Annotated in this window: 15 protein-coding genes and 1 pseudogene; 8 read left to right on the top strand and 8 right to left on the bottom strand. The window is 68.1% G+C overall.

Going from position 1 to position 18576, the window contains the following annotated elements; all coding sequences use genetic code 11:
- Nucleotides 1-231: 231 nt before the first annotated feature.
- From HL658_RS00505 to HL658_RS00485, 5 genes are all read left to right on the top strand, one after another.
- Nucleotides 232-1392: a hydrogenase small subunit gene (locus tag HL658_RS00505; RefSeq protein WP_180279943.1), complete on the top strand. Its 1161-nt coding sequence runs from the start codon at nt 232-234 to the stop codon at nt 1390-1392.
- 5 nt (nt 1393-1397) lie between these two features.
- Complete coding sequence (gene hybA, locus HL658_RS00500; RefSeq protein ID WP_180279942.1) at nt 1398-2420, top strand: hydrogenase 2 operon protein HybA; 1023 nt, start codon at nt 1398-1400, stop codon at nt 2418-2420.
- Between the two features lie 4 nt (nt 2421-2424).
- Nucleotides 2425-3582 (top strand): Ni/Fe-hydrogenase cytochrome b subunit, encoded by a 1158-nt coding sequence (gene hybB, locus HL658_RS00495; protein WP_180279941.1) that lies wholly within the window; start codon nt 2425-2427, stop codon nt 3580-3582.
- A gap of 18 nt (nt 3583-3600) precedes the next feature.
- Nucleotides 3601-5307 carry a nickel-dependent hydrogenase large subunit gene (locus HL658_RS00490; protein WP_180279940.1) on the top strand — a complete coding sequence of 569 codons (1707 nt, stop codon included), beginning with the start codon at nt 3601-3603 and terminating at the stop codon, nt 5305-5307.
- Nucleotides 5308-5390: 83 nt separating this feature from the next.
- Entirely contained in the window at nt 5391-5870 is a 480-nt protein-coding gene (locus HL658_RS00485) for a HyaD/HybD family hydrogenase maturation endopeptidase (RefSeq protein WP_180279939.1), read from the top strand.
- 18 nt (nt 5871-5888) lie between these two features.
- Here HL658_RS00485 and spbR read toward each other — a convergent pair whose 3' ends face one another.
- The 6 genes and pseudogenes from spbR to HL658_RS00455 all read right to left on the bottom strand — a co-directional run bounded on the left by spbR (nt 5889) and on the right by HL658_RS00455 (nt 11584).
- Complete coding sequence (gene spbR / locus HL658_RS00480) at nt 5889-7007, bottom strand: SpbR family protein (RefSeq protein ID WP_180279938.1); 1119 nt, start codon at nt 7005-7007, stop codon at nt 5889-5891.
- 111 nt (nt 7008-7118) lie between these two features.
- Complete coding sequence (locus HL658_RS00475; RefSeq protein ID WP_180279937.1) at nt 7119-7880, bottom strand: DUF6969 family protein; 762 nt, start codon at nt 7878-7880, stop codon at nt 7119-7121.
- Between the two features lie 162 nt (nt 7881-8042).
- Nucleotides 8043-8651, bottom strand: a pseudogene (locus HL658_RS00470) (ABC-type transport auxiliary lipoprotein family protein); the annotation flags it as partial.
- On the bottom strand, nt 8648-9604 hold the full coding sequence (locus HL658_RS00465; RefSeq protein ID WP_180279935.1) for an MlaD family protein: 957 nt from the start codon (nt 9602-9604) through the stop codon (nt 8648-8650). The pseudogene HL658_RS00470 and the gene HL658_RS00465, both read right to left, overlap by 4 nt.
- A gap of 7 nt (nt 9605-9611) precedes the next feature.
- Nucleotides 9612-10433: an ABC transporter ATP-binding protein gene (locus HL658_RS00460; protein WP_180279934.1), complete on the bottom strand. Its 822-nt coding sequence runs from the start codon at nt 10431-10433 to the stop codon at nt 9612-9614.
- Between the two features lie 11 nt (nt 10434-10444).
- Nucleotides 10445-11584, bottom strand: coding sequence for an MlaE family lipid ABC transporter permease subunit (locus HL658_RS00455; RefSeq protein WP_246337215.1), 1140 nt, complete (start codon nt 11582-11584; stop codon nt 10445-10447).
- Between the two features lie 169 nt (nt 11585-11753).
- On the opposite strand from HL658_RS00455, the gene HL658_RS00450 reads away from it, so the two are divergent.
- On the top strand, nt 11754-12269 hold the full coding sequence (locus HL658_RS00450) for an adenine phosphoribosyltransferase (RefSeq protein ID WP_180279932.1): 516 nt from the start codon (nt 11754-11756) through the stop codon (nt 12267-12269).
- A gap of 172 nt (nt 12270-12441) precedes the next feature.
- Nucleotides 12442-14088, top strand: a complete 1647-nt coding sequence (locus HL658_RS00445; RefSeq protein WP_180279931.1) for a CocE/NonD family hydrolase — start codon at nt 12442-12444, stop codon at nt 14086-14088.
- On the opposite strand, the gene HL658_RS00440 is transcribed toward HL658_RS00445, so the two are convergent.
- A complete protein-coding gene (locus HL658_RS00440; protein ID WP_180279930.1) occupies nt 14075-14851 on the bottom strand; it encodes a Fic family protein in 777 nt (258 codons plus the stop codon). The genes HL658_RS00445 and HL658_RS00440 overlap by 14 nt on opposite strands.
- Nucleotides 14852-15061: 210 nt before the next feature.
- Between HL658_RS00440 and HL658_RS00435 the strand changes: the two genes are divergently transcribed.
- Entirely contained in the window at nt 15062-15487 is a 426-nt protein-coding gene (locus HL658_RS00435) for a bacteriohemerythrin (RefSeq protein WP_180279929.1), read from the top strand.
- 9 nt (nt 15488-15496) lie between these two features.
- Here the strand turns inward: HL658_RS00435 and HL658_RS00430 are convergent, their stop codons facing one another.
- The gene (locus HL658_RS00430) at nt 15497-18574 is read right to left on the bottom strand and encodes an efflux RND transporter permease subunit (protein ID WP_180279928.1); all 3078 of its coding nucleotides are present in this window, start codon (nt 18572-18574) and stop codon (nt 15497-15499) included.
- Nucleotides 18575-18576: the final 2 nt, after the last annotated feature.

Below are 18576 nucleotides of genomic sequence, written 5' to 3'. Positions count from 1 at the left end.
GGCAGCGACCGATCCTTGCGATCCGCGGTTTTCGGCGTTGACGTAGATCAATGCCGCCGCGGACCCGGGTCGGCGAAATAACCCCACGCGCAGTGCGATCAAATACCCACAAATTTTTAATGGGTATGTTCCCCGCCCACCGGGCCAGCCGGCGGTGCGGAACGGTCGCCGCGATCGTCGTGTCCGGCAGCGGGTGCCGGTCGCGGGGAACGCCTGGGATTGGGGGGAAAAATGCCCGACGGATACGTGGATGCGAACGCCGAACCGTTCACCGGTCTCGACGACTATGAAGGCGCGCTCGGCGGTCTGACGCGGCGCGATTTCCTGCGTTACTGCACCGGCATCGCGGCGACGCTCGGCCTGTCGCCGGCGCTTGGCGTGGACATCGCCAACGCGGCCGTGGCGCAGGCGGCGCGCCCCACGGTGATCTGGCTGTCGGGCTCGGCCTGCACCGGCTGCACCGAGACGCTGCTCCGCACCAACCACCCCACCCTGGAAACCCTGATCCTCGACACGATCTCGCTGGATTACAACGAGACGCTGTCGGCCGGCGCCGGGCACCAGGCGGAGAACTGGAAGCTCCAGGCCATGAAGGCCAACTGGGGCAAATACATCATGGTGACCGACGGCGCCGTGCCGATGGGCAACGGCGGCGTCTACTGCAAGGTCGCCGGCAAGACCTACCTGGAAGCGGTGAAGGAGTGCGCGGCGGGGGCGGCCGCGGTGATCTCCATCGGCTCCTGCTCCTCCTGGGGCGGCTGGCCCTCCACCGGCCCCAACCCGTCGGGTGCGGTCGGTCTGAAGGACGTGATCAAGGACAAGCCGGTCGTCTCCATCCCCGGCTGTCCGCCCAACCCCTACAACTTCCTGTCGCTGGTTCTGCATTTCGTCACCTTCGGCAAGCTGCCGGAGCTGGACGAGAAGAACCGGCCCAAATTCGCCTATGGCCGCCTGATCCACGAGAACTGCGAGCGCCGCCCGCATTTCGACGCCGGCCGCTTCGCCATCGAATTCGGCGACTTCGGCCACCGCCAGGGCTGGTGCCTGTACAAGCTCGGCTGCAAGGGGCCGGAGACCTACGCGAACTGTCCCTCCATCGGCTTCAACGACGTGGGCCAGGGCACATGGCCGGTGGGCACCGGACACCCCTGCTTCGGCTGCACCGAGCAGGGCGTGGGCTTCACCAAGAGCATCCATGAGCTTGCGACACTGAAGTCGGTCAGCCCGCCCAACAGCTACCCGGCCGTGGCGGTGGACAAGGGCGAGGGGCTGTCGGCCGGTGCCGCCGCCGTGATCGCCGGCATCACCGGGGCGGCCGTCGGTGCCGGTGCGGTGATCGCCGGCCGGCTTGGCAAGCAGGACAAGGCGGACGCCGCCTCCGATAAGGAGTGAGGTCCATGGCCCTGTCCCGCCGCAACTTCCTGCGCAAGGCCGCGACGGGTGGCGCCGCGGCCGCCGCCGCGGCCTGCACCGCCGTCACCGCGGCACCGGAGGCGAACGCCCTTCAGCGCCCACCCAAGCCGATGCCGCCCGACGCCGTCGGCCTGCTCTACGACAGCACGCTGTGCATCGGCTGCAAGGCCTGCATGACCGCGTGCAAGGAGTCGAACGGCCTGCCGAAGGAGATCAACGCCGACGCCCAGCCCTGGAACGAGGGCACCTGGGACAGCCCGGTCGAGCTGTCGGCCAAGACCTTCAACATCATCAAGTGCTTCACCGATGGTGCCGCGTCGGAGAAGGACCGCGAGAAGGACGGCTTCGCCTTCATCAAGCGCCAGTGCATGCATTGCGCCGATCCGTCCTGCGTGTCGGTGTGCCCGGTGTCGGCGATGACCAAGAACGCGACCACGGGCATCGTCAACTACAACCCCGACGCCTGCATTGGCTGCCGCTACTGCGTGCTGTCCTGCCCCTTCGGTGTGCCGAAGTACGATTACGACGATCCCTTCGGCAAGATCGGCAAATGCGAGCTGTGCAGCCACCGGCTCGCGGAATCCAAGCTGCCGGCCTGCGCCGACGTCTGCCCCACCGGCGCCACCCTGTTCGGCCGCAGCGAGGATCTCCGCAAGGAGGCGCACCGTCGCGTCGCGCTGAAGGCCGGCGAGCGGACCGAACACCCGCGCGGCGACATCGGCGGCACGGTCGGCGGCCAGCGGCCGGGGCACGAGGCCACCGTCCACGCCGTCTACCAGCCGCACATCTATGGCGAGACGGAGCTGGGCGGGACCCAGTGCCTGGCGGTGTCGGCCGTGCCCTTCGACAAGCTGAACCTGCCCACCAACGTGCCGGAGTACGGCTACCCGACCCTGTCAGAGGGCATCCAGCACACGCTCTACGCCGGCATGGTGGGACCCGCGGCGGTCTTCGCCGGGCTGGCCTGGCTCGCCCACCGCAACGCCAAGGACCATCCGGAGGAGTGACGTCATGTCCGCTCACGCTCACACGCCGCTGGGTGGCCGGCTGTTCACCCTGCCCTTCCTGATCTGCCTCGCCCTGGTCGCGGTGGCCGCTTCCGTCCTGGTGGAACGCTACCAGTATGGGCTGGGTGCCGTGACCAACCTGTCCGACGGATATCCGTGGGGCATCTGGGTCGCCGTCGACATCGTGATCGGCACCGCCTTCGGCTGCGCCGGCTACGTGATGGCGCTGCTCGTCTACATCCTCAACCGCGGCCAGTACCACCCGATGGTGCGCCCGGCTGTCCTGGCCAGCCTGTTCGGCTACGGCCTCGCCGGCATCGCGGTGCTGGTGGATCTGGGCCGCTACTGGAACTTCTGGCACCTGCTGGCGCCCTGGTACGCGCAGCCCAACTCGGTGATGTTCGAGGTCGGCCTGTGCGTTGCCGCCTACTCCACCGTGCTGGTGATCGAATTCGCCCCCGCCTTCCTGGAACGCTTCGGCATGGCGAAGGCGAAGGCCGCGCTCAACAAGGTGCTGTGGGTGTTCATCGCGCTGGGCGTGCTGCTGCCGACCATGCACCAGTCCTCGCTCGGCACCATGATGGTGATCGTCGGGCACAAGCTGTCGCCGCTGTGGCAGACGCAGCTGCTGCCGGTGTTCTTCCTGGCGACCGCGGTGCTGATGGGTTTCGCCATCGTGGTGTGGGAGGCGGTGCTGTCCAGCCTGAGCTTCCGTCGTCCGCAGGAGACGCCGATGCTGCGCAAGCTGGCCGGCATCATGGCGGTGCTGGGGCTGGGCTTCCTGACCCTGCGGCTGGTCGATCTGCTCGTGCGCGGCCAGCTCGGCACCGCCTTCGGCGGCCCGCTGTCCGGCATGTTCTGGAGCGAGACGCTGTTGCTCGCGGCCGGCTCGCTGATCCTGCTGCCCAAGGCCAACCGGGGGCGGACGCGGGCGCTGTTCGTCGCCTCCTCGCTGCTGCTGGCGGGCGGCATCCTCTACCGGCTGAACGTCTACCTCGTCGGCTTCACGCCGGCGGTCGGGCCCTGGCACTACTTCCCGTCGGTCAAGGAAATCATGGTCACCGTGGGCATCTTCGCGTTGGAGGTCGCTCTGTACCTCGTCTTCGTGAAGACGCTGCCGGTCATGCACGCCACCAACGCCGTCCAACCCAAGCACGGCTGAGTTTAGGAGGAAACCAACATGGCTCAGCGAGTCGTCGTCGATCCGGTCACCCGCATCGAGGGCCATCTGCGGGTGGACTGCGAGGTGGACGGTGGCAAGGTCACCAAGGCCTGGGCGTCGGGACAGATGTGGCGCGGGATCGAGCTGATCCTGCAGGGCAAGGACCCGCGCGACGCCTGGGTGTTCGCCCAGCGCATCTGCGGCGTCTGCACCACCGTGCACGCCATCACCTCGGTGCGCGCGGTGGAGAACGCGCTGAAGCTGGAAATCCCGCTGAACGCGCAGTACATCCGCAACCTGATCCAGGGCGCGCACGGCGTGCACGACCACATCGTGCATTTCTATCACCTGTCGGCGCTGGACTTCGTGGACATCACCTCGGCCCTGAAGGCCGATCCGGCAGCCACGGCGAAGCTGGCGAACAGCCTGGCCGACTGGACCAACAATTCGGTGCAGGACTTCGCGCAGGCTCAGAAGCGGCTGGCGGCATTCGTCTCCACCGGCCAGCTCGGCATCTTCGGGTCGGGCTACTGGGGCCACCCGGCGATGATCCTGCCGCCGGAGGCCAACCTGATGGCCGCCACCCACTATCTCCAGGCGCTCGACTACCAGCGGCGCATGAACAAGGTGGTGGCGATCCTCGGTTCCAAGACACCGCACATCCAGAACATGGCGGTCGGCGGCGTCTCCAACCCGATCAACATGGACAGCCAGTCCACGCTGACGCTGGAGAAGCTGATGTATGTGAAGCAGCTCATCGACGAGGTGGGCAGCTTCATCCACAACGTCTATCTGCCGGACGTGGCCGCCATCGGCGCGCTCTACGCGGACTGGACCGCCTATGGCCGCGGTGTGGTCAACTACTTGTCGATCCCCGACATGCCCATCGACACCAAGGGCACCCAGTTCGCCCTGCCGTCGGGCTATGTGGACAACGGCGACCTGACCAACGGCTTCACCGCGGTGAAGGACTTCCACGACCCCTACTTCGAGAAGGGCGTGAAGGAGAGCGTCAAGCACTCCTGGTACCAGGGCGGCAAGGGCCCGCTGCACCCCTACGACGGCGAGACGATCCCCAACTACACCGACTGGCAGGACGAGGGGAAATACTCCTGGATCAAGTCGCCGACCTTCTACGGCAAGCGCGCGCAGGTCGGCCCGCTGGCGAATGTGCTCGGTCTCTACGCAGCCGGCCATGAACGCACCCGCTTCTGGGTTCACGCGGTGCTCGACAAGGTGTCGGCCATCGCCGGGACCAAGGTGGGGGTGGACGCGCTGCACTCCACCATCGGCCGCCACGCCGCCCGCGCGGTCCGCTGCGTGGTGCTGTGGGAGGAGATCGGCAACCAGTGGACCCGGCTGATGGAGAACATCGCCAAGGGTGACACCACGACCTGGAACAAGCCGGTGTTCCCGAAGGGCGAGATCCGCGGCTTCGGCTTCCACGAGGCGCCGCGCGGCATGCTGTCCCACTGGGCGGTGATCGAGAACGGCAAGATCAAGAACTACCAGGCCGTCGTGCCCACCACCTGGAACGCCGGCCCGCGCGACGAGGACGACCAGATTTCCGCCTACGAGGCGGCGCTGCTGGACAACCCCGTGGCCGTGGCCGACCAGCCGCTGGAGATCATCCGCACCCTGCACTCCTTCGATCCGTGCCTCGCCTGCGCGGTGCACCTGACCGACACGGAGAGCCGGAACACCTATCAGGTCAAGGTGAGCTGACGATCCCGTACGTGGGTGGCGCCGGAGCCTGCGCAGCACAGCCCCGGTGCCCCCACCCTCTCCTCCCGACACAGGTATTCCCCATGTCCATTCTTGTCCTCGGTCTCGGCAACATCCTGCTTCAGGACGAGGGCATCGGCGTCCGCGTCGTGGAGGCGTTGGAGGCTGCGTGGGAGATGCCGGACGGCGTGACCGTGGTGGACGGCGGCACCGCCGGCATGGACATGCTGGACACCATCGCCGGCTACACGCACATGGTGGTCGCCGACGCGGTGAAGACCGGCGCGCCGGCCGGAACCATCGTCCTGCTCCGCGGGGAGGAGGTGCCGGCCTTCTTCCGCGGCAAGCTGTCGCCGCATCAGGTCGGCCTGTCCGACCTGCTCGCCACCCTCGCCCTCCAGGACGAGGCGCCGGAGACGGTCACCCTCGTCGGCTGCGTGCCTTATGGCATGCGGACCAGCCTGGACATGACGCCCGAGATGGCCGCGAAGGTGCCGGAGATGGTGGATCTCGTGGTGGGCGAGTTGCGTCACCTGGGCGCGGACCCGAAACCGCGGGAGTGATCGACGGGCGGCGTCGGGTCAGTCCGAACCAGCCGGGGCCATCAGGTCGCCGAGCTTGGCGAACAGGTAATCCAGGTCCTCCGTCGCCAGATCCTCGTACTGCGTCAGGATGCGCTCGATCACGCGGCGGCGATGCCGCTCCAGGTCGCGCTCCTCCCCGTCGTACGGGGTCTCCTTGAGCACGTCGATGGCGATGCGGCAGGCCGGCAGCAGCTCCTTCGGCAGTTTGGCGCGGTCGTAGATGCTTTTCAGCCCCAGCCGCCCGGCATCGTGGATCAGCAGCCGCGCGTTGGTCAGCGGCACATTCCCCAGATGGGCCATCGCCGCCTCGAAGAAGGCGACGTCGCCAGTGCAAAGCGCGCGCACCAGAAGCGACGCGTTGAGCCGCCCGTTGCGCGCAAGCTGCGCCACCAGACGCTCCAGCGCCACCTCGTCGTTCTGCCCGGTCAGCAGCGTGACGGTCGCCCGCTCGCGGCTCTGCAGGATGACGTCGGCCGCGACCTGGGCCGGCAGCTCGTGATGGCTGACCAGATAGGTCTGGAGCTTCTCCGACACCACGGCGACCAGCCGTTCCGCCACCGTGATCGGCAGCTTGGAGCGGTGCACCAGCGGCTCCTGCACCGCCGGGCTGTGGCCGAAGCGGTCGATGACGCGCCCAAGTGTTCCCTCACCCAGCTCCGCCCCCTCGTTGGCGACGAGGGCCGCCACGGCGCCTTCCGACCCGGTTTCGATCAGCGCGTCGGCAACGCCGGACGACACCTCCGGCCGCTGGGCGATGGCGGTGTGCTTGGCGTCCGTGCCGGAGCGGATGATCTCCACGAGGTCGGCGTCGGTCAGCACGCGCGATACGCTGAGGATGGGGATCGCCACCGCCTCCACGTCGCGCGCCATGGTCAACGCCACATCGCGCGGCAGGGCCGGATTGGCTTTCAGGTTCTCCGCCAGCGATTGTCGGACACGCAGGACGGCGTCGCGCGCCATCATGCGGATGATTTCCTCGGCGAGCTTCCGTTCAGACTCCGTCAGCGCGCTGCCATCGAACTGACGCGCCACCTTGGCGGCGAGTTCCGCGCGCGTCGCCGGAGACGGATCCGTCAACAGACGCGTGACGTCATCCTTGGACAGTTGCTCCGACATGGACGCGTACCCTTCCCCCCCAACGTCCCGAGCTGGCCGCCGGGGAACGAACTCTTCAGCCAAGCATCATCCACAAGGGTTGCGCCTTAGTTAACGCCCACCCGACTGCGGCTATTCGCCGGCGAACCGGGCCTGCCCGGTCGCGAAAAACGGGCGCCGGCGCGAGCCGCGAAGCGCCATCGTCACCTGCTCGATCTGGTCGTCCACGTTGATCGACCGCTGCGACGTCACCTCCAGATCGCGATCTTCGTAGACATTGCCGTCCGGGCGTTCAGCTGCCCGGCGCGCGATCACGCGGTCGCGCTCCTCAAGGAGTTCGATGATCTGGGGACGGAACAGGCGGACCAGCGCGGTGATCCAGCGGTTGGTCGCCCAGGATGGCCGGGCGTGATCGATGACGAAACCGTCCAGCATGCGCACCACATCGGCCGCAACGTACCAGGTCTCGCCGGTCACCCAACGGTTGGTGGTGAACAGGCGCACCGGCGCGCCGGCCGTGTCCATGGCGACGCCGATCAGGTGCGACAGCGCGTCGTTATCGCCGGGCGGCGGCTGATAGTCGGTCAGCGGCGCCGGGGCGATCCCGGAGGGCATGCCCAACGGGCGGAGGAAGGTGTGGAAATGGCCGTGGTCACCCGCGGGCCGCTCGTCCTCCGGGTGGCAGTGGTAGTAGTACTGCGCGTGGTACTCGGCGTCGTAGACGTCGCCCGGGGGGTAATGGCGCCATTCATAGAGCGTGCCGTTGCCACGCAGGAGCTCACCCACCACCGTGTCGCCGGTCTTGGCGAGCACCCGCCGGCAGGTGCGCACCTCGCTCCCGGCCTCAGCCAGCGCCTGGAGTTCCTCTCGGGGCAGCGCGCTCAGATCGCCCATCGGTCATCCCAACCCATGCGACAAGATGCCCTAAACGTTATGAGGATTTGCGGATGCCGACAAGCCCTCCGGCGCCTCATCGAAGGGCGAACACCCCCGTCACGACGAGGCGCGCTTGACGGCATTGCCGGTGCGCAGCGTCCATTCCACGACGCGCTTCATCACCTTGCCCAGCGCCTCGTCGAAGGCGGCGACCACGGCCGGGAAACCGGGGCCGGCGATGGGCTCCACCGCGTCGAAGGTCTCCCCCGCCTCGATGGTGCGGCGTGGCATGGCCACCAGCTTCGTCACGATGCGCACATGCACCCGGTCCGGATACCGATCGTTGCTCGCGGAATACTCGGCCTGGAAGTCGCGCAGGTCGGTCTTCAGCACGAAATCCGACCGCAGCCCGACATTCTCCCGCCCCACCGACACGATGCGCCGGCTGTCCTCGAAGGATTGGATCAGCAGGCTCTGCACCATCGCCGGGGAACGGTCGGTCCACGACACTTCGGCGAAGTAATCGAGCGCGGTCTGGTTGCGGATCACCGCCACCCGCGGCGTGTCGAGGCCTGCCGTCGCGACGGGAAGCTCGACCAGGAGCTGCCAGTTCGCCTTGGGCAGCCCCGGCTCGAAGGTCGTTTTGGGGGTCAGGGTGAAGAGGGCCGGCGGGGTGGGCGTCAGCGCCGTGCAGCCGCCGGCCGCGCTCGCAGCGCCGAGCGCCAGGAAACCGCCGAGCGCCGTGCGGCGCGCCAGCCGCCGCCGCGGGTCAGTCGTCAGAACCGTCATCGTCCACGCACCTGCACACCTTGGTTCGTACCGCCGAACAGGAAGCTCGACGGATCATTCTCGATCCGTGTGATCACCCGCGAGAGCTGTCCGGACAGATCGCGAAGCTGGGTGATCAGCAAGGTCAGTTCATACAGCCCGGTGGCGGTGAAGTCGCGCACGGGTTCCCGGTTCTCGGTCACGAAGCCGGTGAGCTGGGCGGTCGCCTGGCGCAGGCTGTCGCTCAGTGTCTTCACGCTGCCGTCCAGCGTCCCCAGGGTCTGGCGCGCCTGCGCCATGGTGGGGCCGAGGTCGGCGGTGGCGCCGTCCAACGAGGTCGCCAGCCCCGCGACCGCCGCCATGGTGGCGCGCGCCTGCTGCAAGGTGCCGTCGAGACCGACCGAGGCGCGGGCCAGCTCGTCGGACACGGTCTTCACGTTGGCCAGCGTGCCGGTGATCGCCGCTTGGTTCTCGGGCCCAAGCAGACCGGCCACCTTCTCCGTCACCTCCACCACACGGGCCAGAAGCTGCGGGGCCGCGTCCACCACCTCCGCCAGGGTGGACGGGCGCGACGGGATCACCGGAATGCCGGAGGTGGATCCCTTCAGCCGTTCGCTCATCGCGGTGCCGCCGGAAATCTGAACGTAGGCGCCGCCGGTAAGTCCCTGCACCTCCAGCGAGGCGATGCTGTCCGTCTTGATCGGCGTGCCCTCCTGCACCTGGATCGTGGTGCGGACGCGCGTGACGTTGTCGGGGTCGAGCCGCACGTCGGTCACGGTGCCCACGGGAAGGCCGCGGTAGCGCACCGGGCTGCCCTGCTGCAGCCCGGTCACCGAGCCGGAGAACTGCACGTAATAGACGTCGCGCTTCTCCTCCAGCTGGATTTTGGCGATCCATATGGTGAAGACGAAGAGGCTGGCGAGCAACGCGAGCACGAAACTGCCGACGAGGATGTAGCTGGCGCGGGTTTCCATGGTGGCCTCAGCTTTCGGCCCGGCGTGCGGCGCGGCCGCGCGGCCCGTGGAAATACTCGTGGATCCAGGGGTGTGGGTCGTCCAGCAGCTCCGCCAGCGTGCCGACGCGGATCTTCTTGTCGATCAGCACGGCGATGCGGTCGCAGATCGACGTCAGGCTGTCGAGGTCGTGGGTCACCATGCACACGGTCAAACCGAGGCTCCGTTGCAGATTCCGGATGAGCTGGTCGAAGGCCGCGGCACCGATGGGGTCCAGCCCCGCCGTCGGCTCGTCCAGGAACAGGATGTCGGGGTCGAGCGCCAGCGCGCGGGCAAGGCCGGCCCGCTTGCGCATGCCGCCCGACAATTCCGACGGGTATTTGCGGCCGGCGTTGGGCGGCAGGCCGGCCATGCCGATCTTCACCCGCGCGATCTCCGACGTCAGCTGCGGCGGCAGGTCGGTGTGCTCCTTCAGCGGGACCATGACGTTCTCCGCCACGGTCATGGAACTGAACAGCGCGCCGTCCTGGAACAGCACGCCGGTGCGCGCCTGGACGGAAATGCGCTCGGAGTCGGAAAGACGTTCCATGTCGTGGCCCAGCATCTCCACCCGCCCGGCGGCGGGGTGGATCAGCCCCAGGATCTCCTTCAGCAACACGGACTTCCCGGTGCCGGACCCGCCGACGATGCCGAGAACCTCGCCACGGCGCACGTCGAGGTCGAGCCCGTCGTGCAGCACCTGCGGTCCGAAGCGGGTGACGAGGCCACGGACCCGGATGACGAAGTCCCCCTCCGACGATGAAGGGGCATCGGGTGCCGGATGCCGGGCGGTCTGGTCGTCGGGTGCCATGGCCGATCCCGTCACAAGCCGAAGAAGGAGAAGGCGACCGAGAAGAGCGCGTCCATCACGATCACCAGGAAGATGGACTCCACGACCGCCTTGGTGGTCAGCCGGCCGACGCTTTCAGCACTTCCCGACACCTTCAGCCCCTCGTAGCAGCCGACCATGGCGATGACGAGCGCGAATACCGGCGCCTTCACCATGCCCACCACGAAATGGTTGATGGTGACGGCACCGTGAAGCTGCCGGATGAACTGCCCGAAGGAGATGTCGAGCACGGCCCAGCTCATCACCGCCCCGCCGAACAACCCCATGATGTTGGAATAGAAGGCCAGCAGCGGCATGCTGATGATGAGCGCCAGGGCGCGTGGCAGGACCAGCAGTTCCACCGGATCCAGGCCCAGGGTGCGGATCGCGTCCACCTCCTGGTTCACCTTCATGGTGCCGATCTGGGCGGTGAAGGCGGAGCCGGAGCGCCCGGCGACGATGATGGCGGCGATCAGGATGCCGATCTCGCGCAGGATCGAGACGCCCAGCAGGTTGACGACGAACAGCTCGGCCCCGAAACGGCGAAGCTGGTCGGCCCCCTGGAAAGCCAGCACCACGCCGATCAGGAAGGACAGCAACCCGAGGATGGGCAGAGCGTTCAGGCCGGTCTGCTCGATGTGGAACATGACCGACTTGGCCCGCAACCGGCCGGGATGGAGCACCAGCCTCGCCACCGCCACCGTCATCAGGCCGAGGAAGTTGACCAGCTCCAGCGCCCCATGTCCCATGGCGACGGTGGCGCGCCCCGTGCGCTCGACCATGGCGGTGATGAGGTGCTGGCGCTCCGGTTCCACCGGCACCGCGCAACCGGTGCCACGCACCGCGTCGAACAGGGCGGCATGGGCGGGGCGGACGCCCGTGACGTCCACGGCGTGTCCTTCGGCCTTCAGCCGGTCGGCCAGCCGGGCAAGCAGATAGGCGCCGACGGTGTCGAGCGCGTCGACCTTCGACAGGTCGATGCGGATCGCCGCCGCCGCACCATCCGGCCGCAGCGCTTCCAGCCGGTCGCACAGGCGGGGGGCGCCGCGCAGGTCCCACCGCCCGCCGGCAACGACGGCCAGCGCTCCCGCCCCGTCGGAATCGGTTTCGACCCACGCCTCCTGGGGCTCCATCCGCCCTGCCTCTCCCAGCACCACGCGTCCCATCCGAGCAAACCTCGTTCAACCCTGCCGCAGGGTCAACGCATCGCATCCACATTAGGCCCGATTTGCGGTAAACGGATGACGATCTACGGGGAATCGATCCCGTATCCTGCGACCGTTCCCATAGGACCAGCACGCCATGAACCTGAAGGACCATATCCGGGGCATTCCGGATTTTCCGAAACCGGGCATTCTCTTCTACGACATTTCGCCGCTGCTGGCCCATGCGGAGGCGTGGCAGGTGGCCATCGAGCGGCTCGCCGACGCCATCCGGCCCCACAAGCCCGACCTGCTGGTCGGCATCGAGTCGCGGGGTTTCCTGGTCGCGGCACCGCTGGCGCTGACCTTGGGAACGGGCTTCGTCATGGTGCGCAAGCACGGCAAGCTGCCGGGCGACAAGGTCGCGCACAGCTATGATCTGGAATACGGTACCGACACCATCGAGATCCAGTCCGACGCCGTGAAGCCGGGCCAGCGGGTGGTGGTGCTGGACGACCTGCTCGCCACCGGCGGCACCATGGCGGCGGCGATCCGCCTGTTGCAGCAGGTGGGAGCCGACGTGCGCGCCGCCGCCTTCCTGATCGAACTGAACTTCCTGCAGGGACGCGACCGGATCGGCGTGCCGGCCACGTCGCTGATGGCCTATGACGAGTAACGGTCGGCTTCTGACCGCGAGAGTATGATGGCGCGGACGCCCGCCGCCCACGCCGCAGGCGTCCGCCTAATATTTGTGCACCGAAGACACCGCGGAGCCGGCTTTCCGGCATGTTCGCCTCTGGCATGAGCCTTGCCAGATCGTCGGGCATGCCCGTTGCTCCGAACATGCGATGATCGATCTCCTGGATTCGGCGTCCCCCCTGCCGACACCGCTGCCAGTCCGCCCGCCGGAGACGGTGTCCATGCGCACCCGCGACGGCTTGCGGCTGGACGCCGACATGCATCGGCCGGACGGGCCCGGAAGCTGGCCGGTGCTGCTGATGCGGGTGCCGCACGGGCGGCGGGCCGCCCTGTCCACCCATTACGCGCACCCCCGCTGGTACGCCGCCCACGGATTCGTGGTCGTGGTGCAGGACGTGCGCGGTACCGGCACATCCGAAGGCCGCTTCCGCCCCTTCGAGTCGGAAAGGGATGACGGGGCCGACGCCGTGGCCTGGGCCGCGTCCCTTCCCGGCTCGTCCGGCGCGGTGGGCATGATGGGCTGTGGCTACGCCGGCATGGCGCAGCTCCTGGCGCTCGCCGCGGCGCCGCCGGCGCTGAAGGCGGTGGCTCCGGCGCTGGCGGGGTGGGACGTCTATGAGGATTGGGCGTATGAAGGCGGCGCCTTCCGCGTCGCGGCTGTCATGCGCATGGCCCTGCGCCACGCCGCCGAGTCGGCACGGCGCGTGGACGATGGAACCGCCTACCGCGCGCTGGCGGAAGCGGCGGCACGGCTGCCGACCGACGACGAGATCCCGTCACGCCCGAAGATCCTGCGCGACTATGGCCGCTACACCCATTACGACGACTGGCTGACCACGCCGGTCCCCGGCGGATACTGGGACGGGCTGTCGCCTCGTGCCGCACTGGCCGACTCGCCGCCGGACGTGGCGATCCTCCAGATCGGCGGGTGGTTCGACCACCGGCTGGCCGGCACATTGGACGCCCACGCCGCATGGTCGCCGCGCATCCCCTGCGGGCTGCTGGTCGGTCCCTGGGGAGAGGACGGATGGGCCGGCGGTGGCGCGGCGGTCGATGTGGACCGGCTGCACGCCGCGTGGTTCGGCCGCGTGTTGCGCGCCCTGCCCTTGCCCGACCACAGGCCGGTGCAGCTCTACGATCTGCTGGCCCGCCGCTGGTCCAGCGCGGATCCCTGGTCCGCGGGCCGGCCTGTTGTGCTGCATCTGGGAACGGGCGGGCTGGCCGATCGCTGGCCGGGCAGCGGGCGGCTCGGGAACGCACCGGACGCGCCGGGCCTGGATGTGGTGGTTCATGATCCCTGGTCACCGGTACCGGCCCTGGGCGGCCATGGCAGCCCCGCGGACGGGCTGGCGGATCGTGCCGCACTGGACCGCCGGCCGGACGTCGCCTGCTACACCATGGATGCAGTAGTCCACCCCGTGACGTTGTGCGGCGGGGTTGCGCTGGAGCTGTGGGTCGAGGCCGACGCGCCGTCATTCGACGTCAGCGCCGTGCTTTCCGCGGTGATGCCGGACGGTCGCTCCCTGCACCTGACCCGTGGCCACGCGCGGGTGGAGCCGGGCACATCGACCCGGCCGCTGACGATCCCCATGCGCGCCACCTGCGCCACCCTGCCGGCCGGCAGCGCGCTGCGGCTGAGCCTGGCCGGGGCCTGCTATCCCGCCTGCCCGGTCAACCCCGGAACCGGTGCGGAGCCGGGCGAGACCCGTCAGGTCGATGCGCAGCCCATCACCATGCTGATCCACAGCGGCCGGGACCGCCCGTCGCGGGTGACGGTCACCGTCACGGACGGCTGACCGGCTCCGGCTCCTCCTCCCGTCCGGCCAGGGAGCCCGCGGCCCCGACGAGGCAGACATCCAGGCTCTGGTTCAGCAGCCCCATCATCACGTCGCGGAAGGGCGTCTTGTCGCCGACCGACCAGGCCCGTTGCATGGTGTCGAAATAGGCGTCCCGGTCGGTCTCCCGCACCACCACCGGCGGATAGCCCGCGCGGTTGAGGATGAGATTGCCGAGAAGCAGTGCGACCGTGGCGTTGCCGTCATCGAAGGGGCGCACGGCCATCATCCGATGGTGCGCCTCGAACGCGGTATCAGGGCTGGGCTCCGCCCGCCGGAGCCAGCCGCTGAGCGCCGACATGGAGACGCGCACCTTGGCCGGATCCGGAGAGGCGCCGGCGCTGACGTCCTTCAGTGGGCCATCGCGATAGCGGCCGGCCATGCGGCCGATGCCGGTGAACAGCAGGCTGTGGAAGGCCTGGATCGTGCGCTCCGTGACCGCGCCGCCGGGCTGGAACGACAGGCGCGCCATCAGTTCCAGCGCCCGGCGGTGGTTGAGGATCATCCGCTGGTCGTCGATCGGCCGGTTGCGCAGCACCGGTTCGCCCTTGGCGAACAGGAGCATCACCTCCCGGCGGGACAGACGGTCCCCTTCCACCACCGCGCAGGCGACCGTCGTCTCCAGCTCGAACCAGTCGGCAAGCCGGCCGACAATGTTGAGCGGCAACGGACGCGCCGCGTCGAGCGCGCGCTTCTTCTCGGCGATGTCGTCGGCCAGTGCCATGCACCCCCCATCCCCATCAGAGCCGCCCAAACCGCAGCCGCGCCATCTTATCCGGCCGCCCGGCACCCCGAAAGAGCGGTGTGTCCGATGACCGCACCCCCTGCGGGCTTTTGCCGCTTGAAGGCCGGCAACGGTCGTATTTCAATGGATGCGAAGAAAACCCGACCGTTGGATTCCACCGGCGCGATGCGCGGGAAAGGACGGATCGCCATGAATTATGTCGCCTGGGATTCCTCCATGAGCGTCGGCATGGACGTCCTCGACAGCGATCACAAGCAGCTGATCGGCATGTTCAACGGCCTGTTGCAGAAGGGGATTGCGGACCGCGACCGCGACGACCTCCGCGCGCTGCTTGACGAGCTGACCGACTACACCGCCGGTCACTTCGCCCGCGAGGAGGAGGCGATGGAGCGTGGCGGCTTCCCCGATCTGGAGTCGCATCTTGCGGCACACCGCTACTTCACCGACGAGATCGCCAAGCTGAAGGAATCCTTCAATTCCAGCCACACAGTCATGCTGCGGATCGACCTTGTCCTCCTGCTGAAGGACTGGTTCATCGAGCACATCCAGACGGTCGATGCCCAGTACCGCCCCTACGTCCACGCTCCGACCGACGACATGCCGGCCGGAGCCTGACGGAGGCGGTCACTCGGCCGGATGGTGCGCCACGCCGGCCGGCACCGCGGCTTCCTCCTCGAAGGGCTTCTTCTTGGCGAGATAGCTGTAGACGGTGGGCACGACGAACAGGGTCAGCAGCGTTCCCAGCGTCATGCCGCCGACGATCACCGCGCCGATCGCCTGCCGGCTCTCGGCACCGGCGCCTTTGGCCATGGCGAGCGGCACGGCACCCAGCACCATGGCGCCGGTCGTCATCAGGATCGGGCGCAGCCGCAGCACCGCCGCCTCCTCCACCGCACGGCGGATTTCCACGCCGCTGCGCTGGAGCTGGTTGGAGAACTCCACGATCAGGATGCCGTGCTTGGTGATCAGGCCCACCAGCGTGACAAGGCCGATCTGGCTGTAGACGTTCATTGTCGCCCCGGTCCATTGCAAGGCGAGCAGTGCACCCGTCATGGACAGAGGCACCGTCAGCATGATGACGAAGGGGTCGATGAAGCTCTCGAACTGGGCGGCCAGAACCAGATAGATGAACAGCAGGGCCAGGATGAAGGTGACATACAGCCCGGCCGAGGAATCGCGGTATTCGCGGCTCTGCCCGGCGTAATCGGTCTGGGCACTGTTCGGCAGAACCCGCTCGGCCGCCGCTTCCAGGAACTGGAGCGCCTCGCCCAGGGCATAACCGGGGGCCAGCGTGGCGGTGATGGTGGCGGAACGCAGCTTGTTGAAGTGGTTCAGCTCGCGCGGCGACACCCGCTCCTCGATCCGCACGAGGTTGGCCAGCGACACCATCTGGCCGGAGCTGCCACGGACGTAGATCTGGGCGATGTCGTCGGGGTTGCGGCGGTCGAGGTTGGCCACCTGCACCACCACGTCGTACTGCTTGCCCTCGCGCTTGAAGCGGGTGACCTGACGGCCGCCCAGCAACGTTTCCAGCGAGCGCCCGACCGTGTCGATGTCCACCCCGAGATCGGCCGCCTTGTCGCGGTCCACGGAGATGCGCAGCTCCGGCTTGTTCAGCTTCAGGTCGGTGTCGAGGTTGACGAGGCCCGGGTTCTTGCGCCCCTCCGCCATCATGGCGTTGACCAGCTTCTGGAGTTCCGCGTAGGGCAGCGACGTCTGGATGACGAAGTTGACCGGCTTGTCGGTGGCCCTTTGGCCCAGCGACGGCGGATTCTGGGGAAAGGCGAGCACGCCGGGAATCGCGGCCAGCTTCGGGGCCAGCTGCGCCACCACCTGCTGCTGCTTGATGTCGCGTTCTTCCCAATCCCGCAGGCGCGTGAAGCTGAGTGCCTGGTTGACCACGGGAAAGCCGCCGATCATGAAGAACTTCTCGATGACCGGAACCTGCGCGAACTCCCGCTCCATCATCTGCGTGTAGCGGCTGGTGAAGTCGAGGGTCGAGCCCTCCGGCGCGATGGCGATGCTGACGATCGTGCCGCGGTCCTCCACCGGGGCAAGCTCGGACTTGATGCCCTTGAGCAGCACGTAGCTGCTCGCCGCGACGCCGATGCCGACCAGGATCACCAGCGGGCGGACCCGCAGCGAACCGCGCAGCGCCCGGCGGTAGCCGTTGGTCATGCCGTTCAGGAAGCCTTCGATCAGCCGGAAGATGAAGCCGTGCTTCTCCTCGTGCTTCAGCAGCTTCGAGCACATCATCGGCGACAGCGTCAGCGCCACGAAGCCGGACACGATGACGGCACCGGCGAGAGCCAGCGCGAATTCCGTGAACAGGCGGCCGGTGCGGCCGGTCATGAAGCCGATGGGGGCGTAGACCGCTGCCAGCGTGATGGTCATCGCGATGACCGCGAAGCCGATCTCCCGCGAGCCTGTGAGCGCGGCGCGGAAGGGGCTCATCCCCTCCTCGATGTGGCGGTGGATGTTCTCCAGCATGACGATGGCGTCGTCCACCACCAGGCCGATGGCCAGCACCATGGCCAGAAGCGTCAGCGTGTTGATGGAGAAGCCGAAGATGTACATCAGCGTGAAGGTGCCGATCAGCGACACCGGAATGGTGACCAGCGGCACCAGCGTCGCCCGGAGCGATCGCAGGAAGAAGAAGATGACCAGCACCACCAGCACGATCGCCTCGACGATGGTGTGGAACACCGCGTCGATGGACTTGGCGATGAAGACGGAGCTGTCGTAGCCGATATCCACGACCATCCCGTCCGGAACCGCATCACGGATCTTCGGCAGCACCTCGTAGACGGCCTTGGACACGTCCAGCGGATTTGCGGTGGACTGCTTGATGATGCCGAGCGACACGGCGGCGCGGCCGTTGAAGCGGGCGGCGACGCGCTCGTCGCGGGCGGCGAGTTCGGCACGACCGACGTCGCGAAGCCGGACGAGGTAGCCGCCCTCGTCGCGCAGGATGATGTTCTCGAACTCCGCCGGCGTGCGCAGATCGGTCTCCGACACGACCGTGAACTCGCGCATGCTGCTTTCCACGCGGCCGGCCGGAATCTCCACGTTCTGCCGGCGCAGCGCCAGCTCCACATCCTGCACGGTGATGCGGTAGGCGGCGAGGCGCTGGGTGTCGATCCACAGCCGCATGGCGTAGCGCCGCTCGCCGAAGATGCGCACCTCCGCCACGCCGGGCAGGTTCTGCAGGCGGTCCTTGACGTAGCGGTCGGCGTAGTCGGTGACCTCCAGCGCCGTGAAGCGGTCGGAGGAGAAGGTCACGTGCATGATCGCCTGGGCGTCCGCCTCCACCTTGGCGATCACCGGCTCGTCGATGTCGTCGGGCAGTTTGGCGCGGGCGCGGGCGACGCGGTCGCGCACGTCGTTCGCCGCCTCGTCGACGTCGCGGGTCAGGCGGAAGGTGATGGTGATCTGGCTGCGTTCCGACCGGCTGATCGAGGACAGGACGTCGATGCCCTCGATGCCGGACAGCGTGTCCTCGAGCGGCTGGGTCACCTGGCTCTCGATGACCTCGGCGGAGGCGCCCTTGTACTCGGTGGTCACGGTGACCACCGGCTCGTCGATCTTCGGGTACTCGCGCACCGACAGGCGCTGGTAGGACACCAGCCCGATCAGCATCACGGCGAGGCTCATCACCGTCGCCAGCACCGGCCGGCGTACCGACAGTTCCGACAGCGTCATGG

Source organism: Azospirillum oleiclasticum (assembly GCF_013423485.1).
In the GTDB taxonomy this organism is placed as follows: domain Bacteria; phylum Pseudomonadota; class Alphaproteobacteria; order Azospirillales; family Azospirillaceae; genus Azospirillum; species Azospirillum oleiclasticum.
This window is presented reverse-complemented; position numbering and strand designations above follow the sequence as displayed.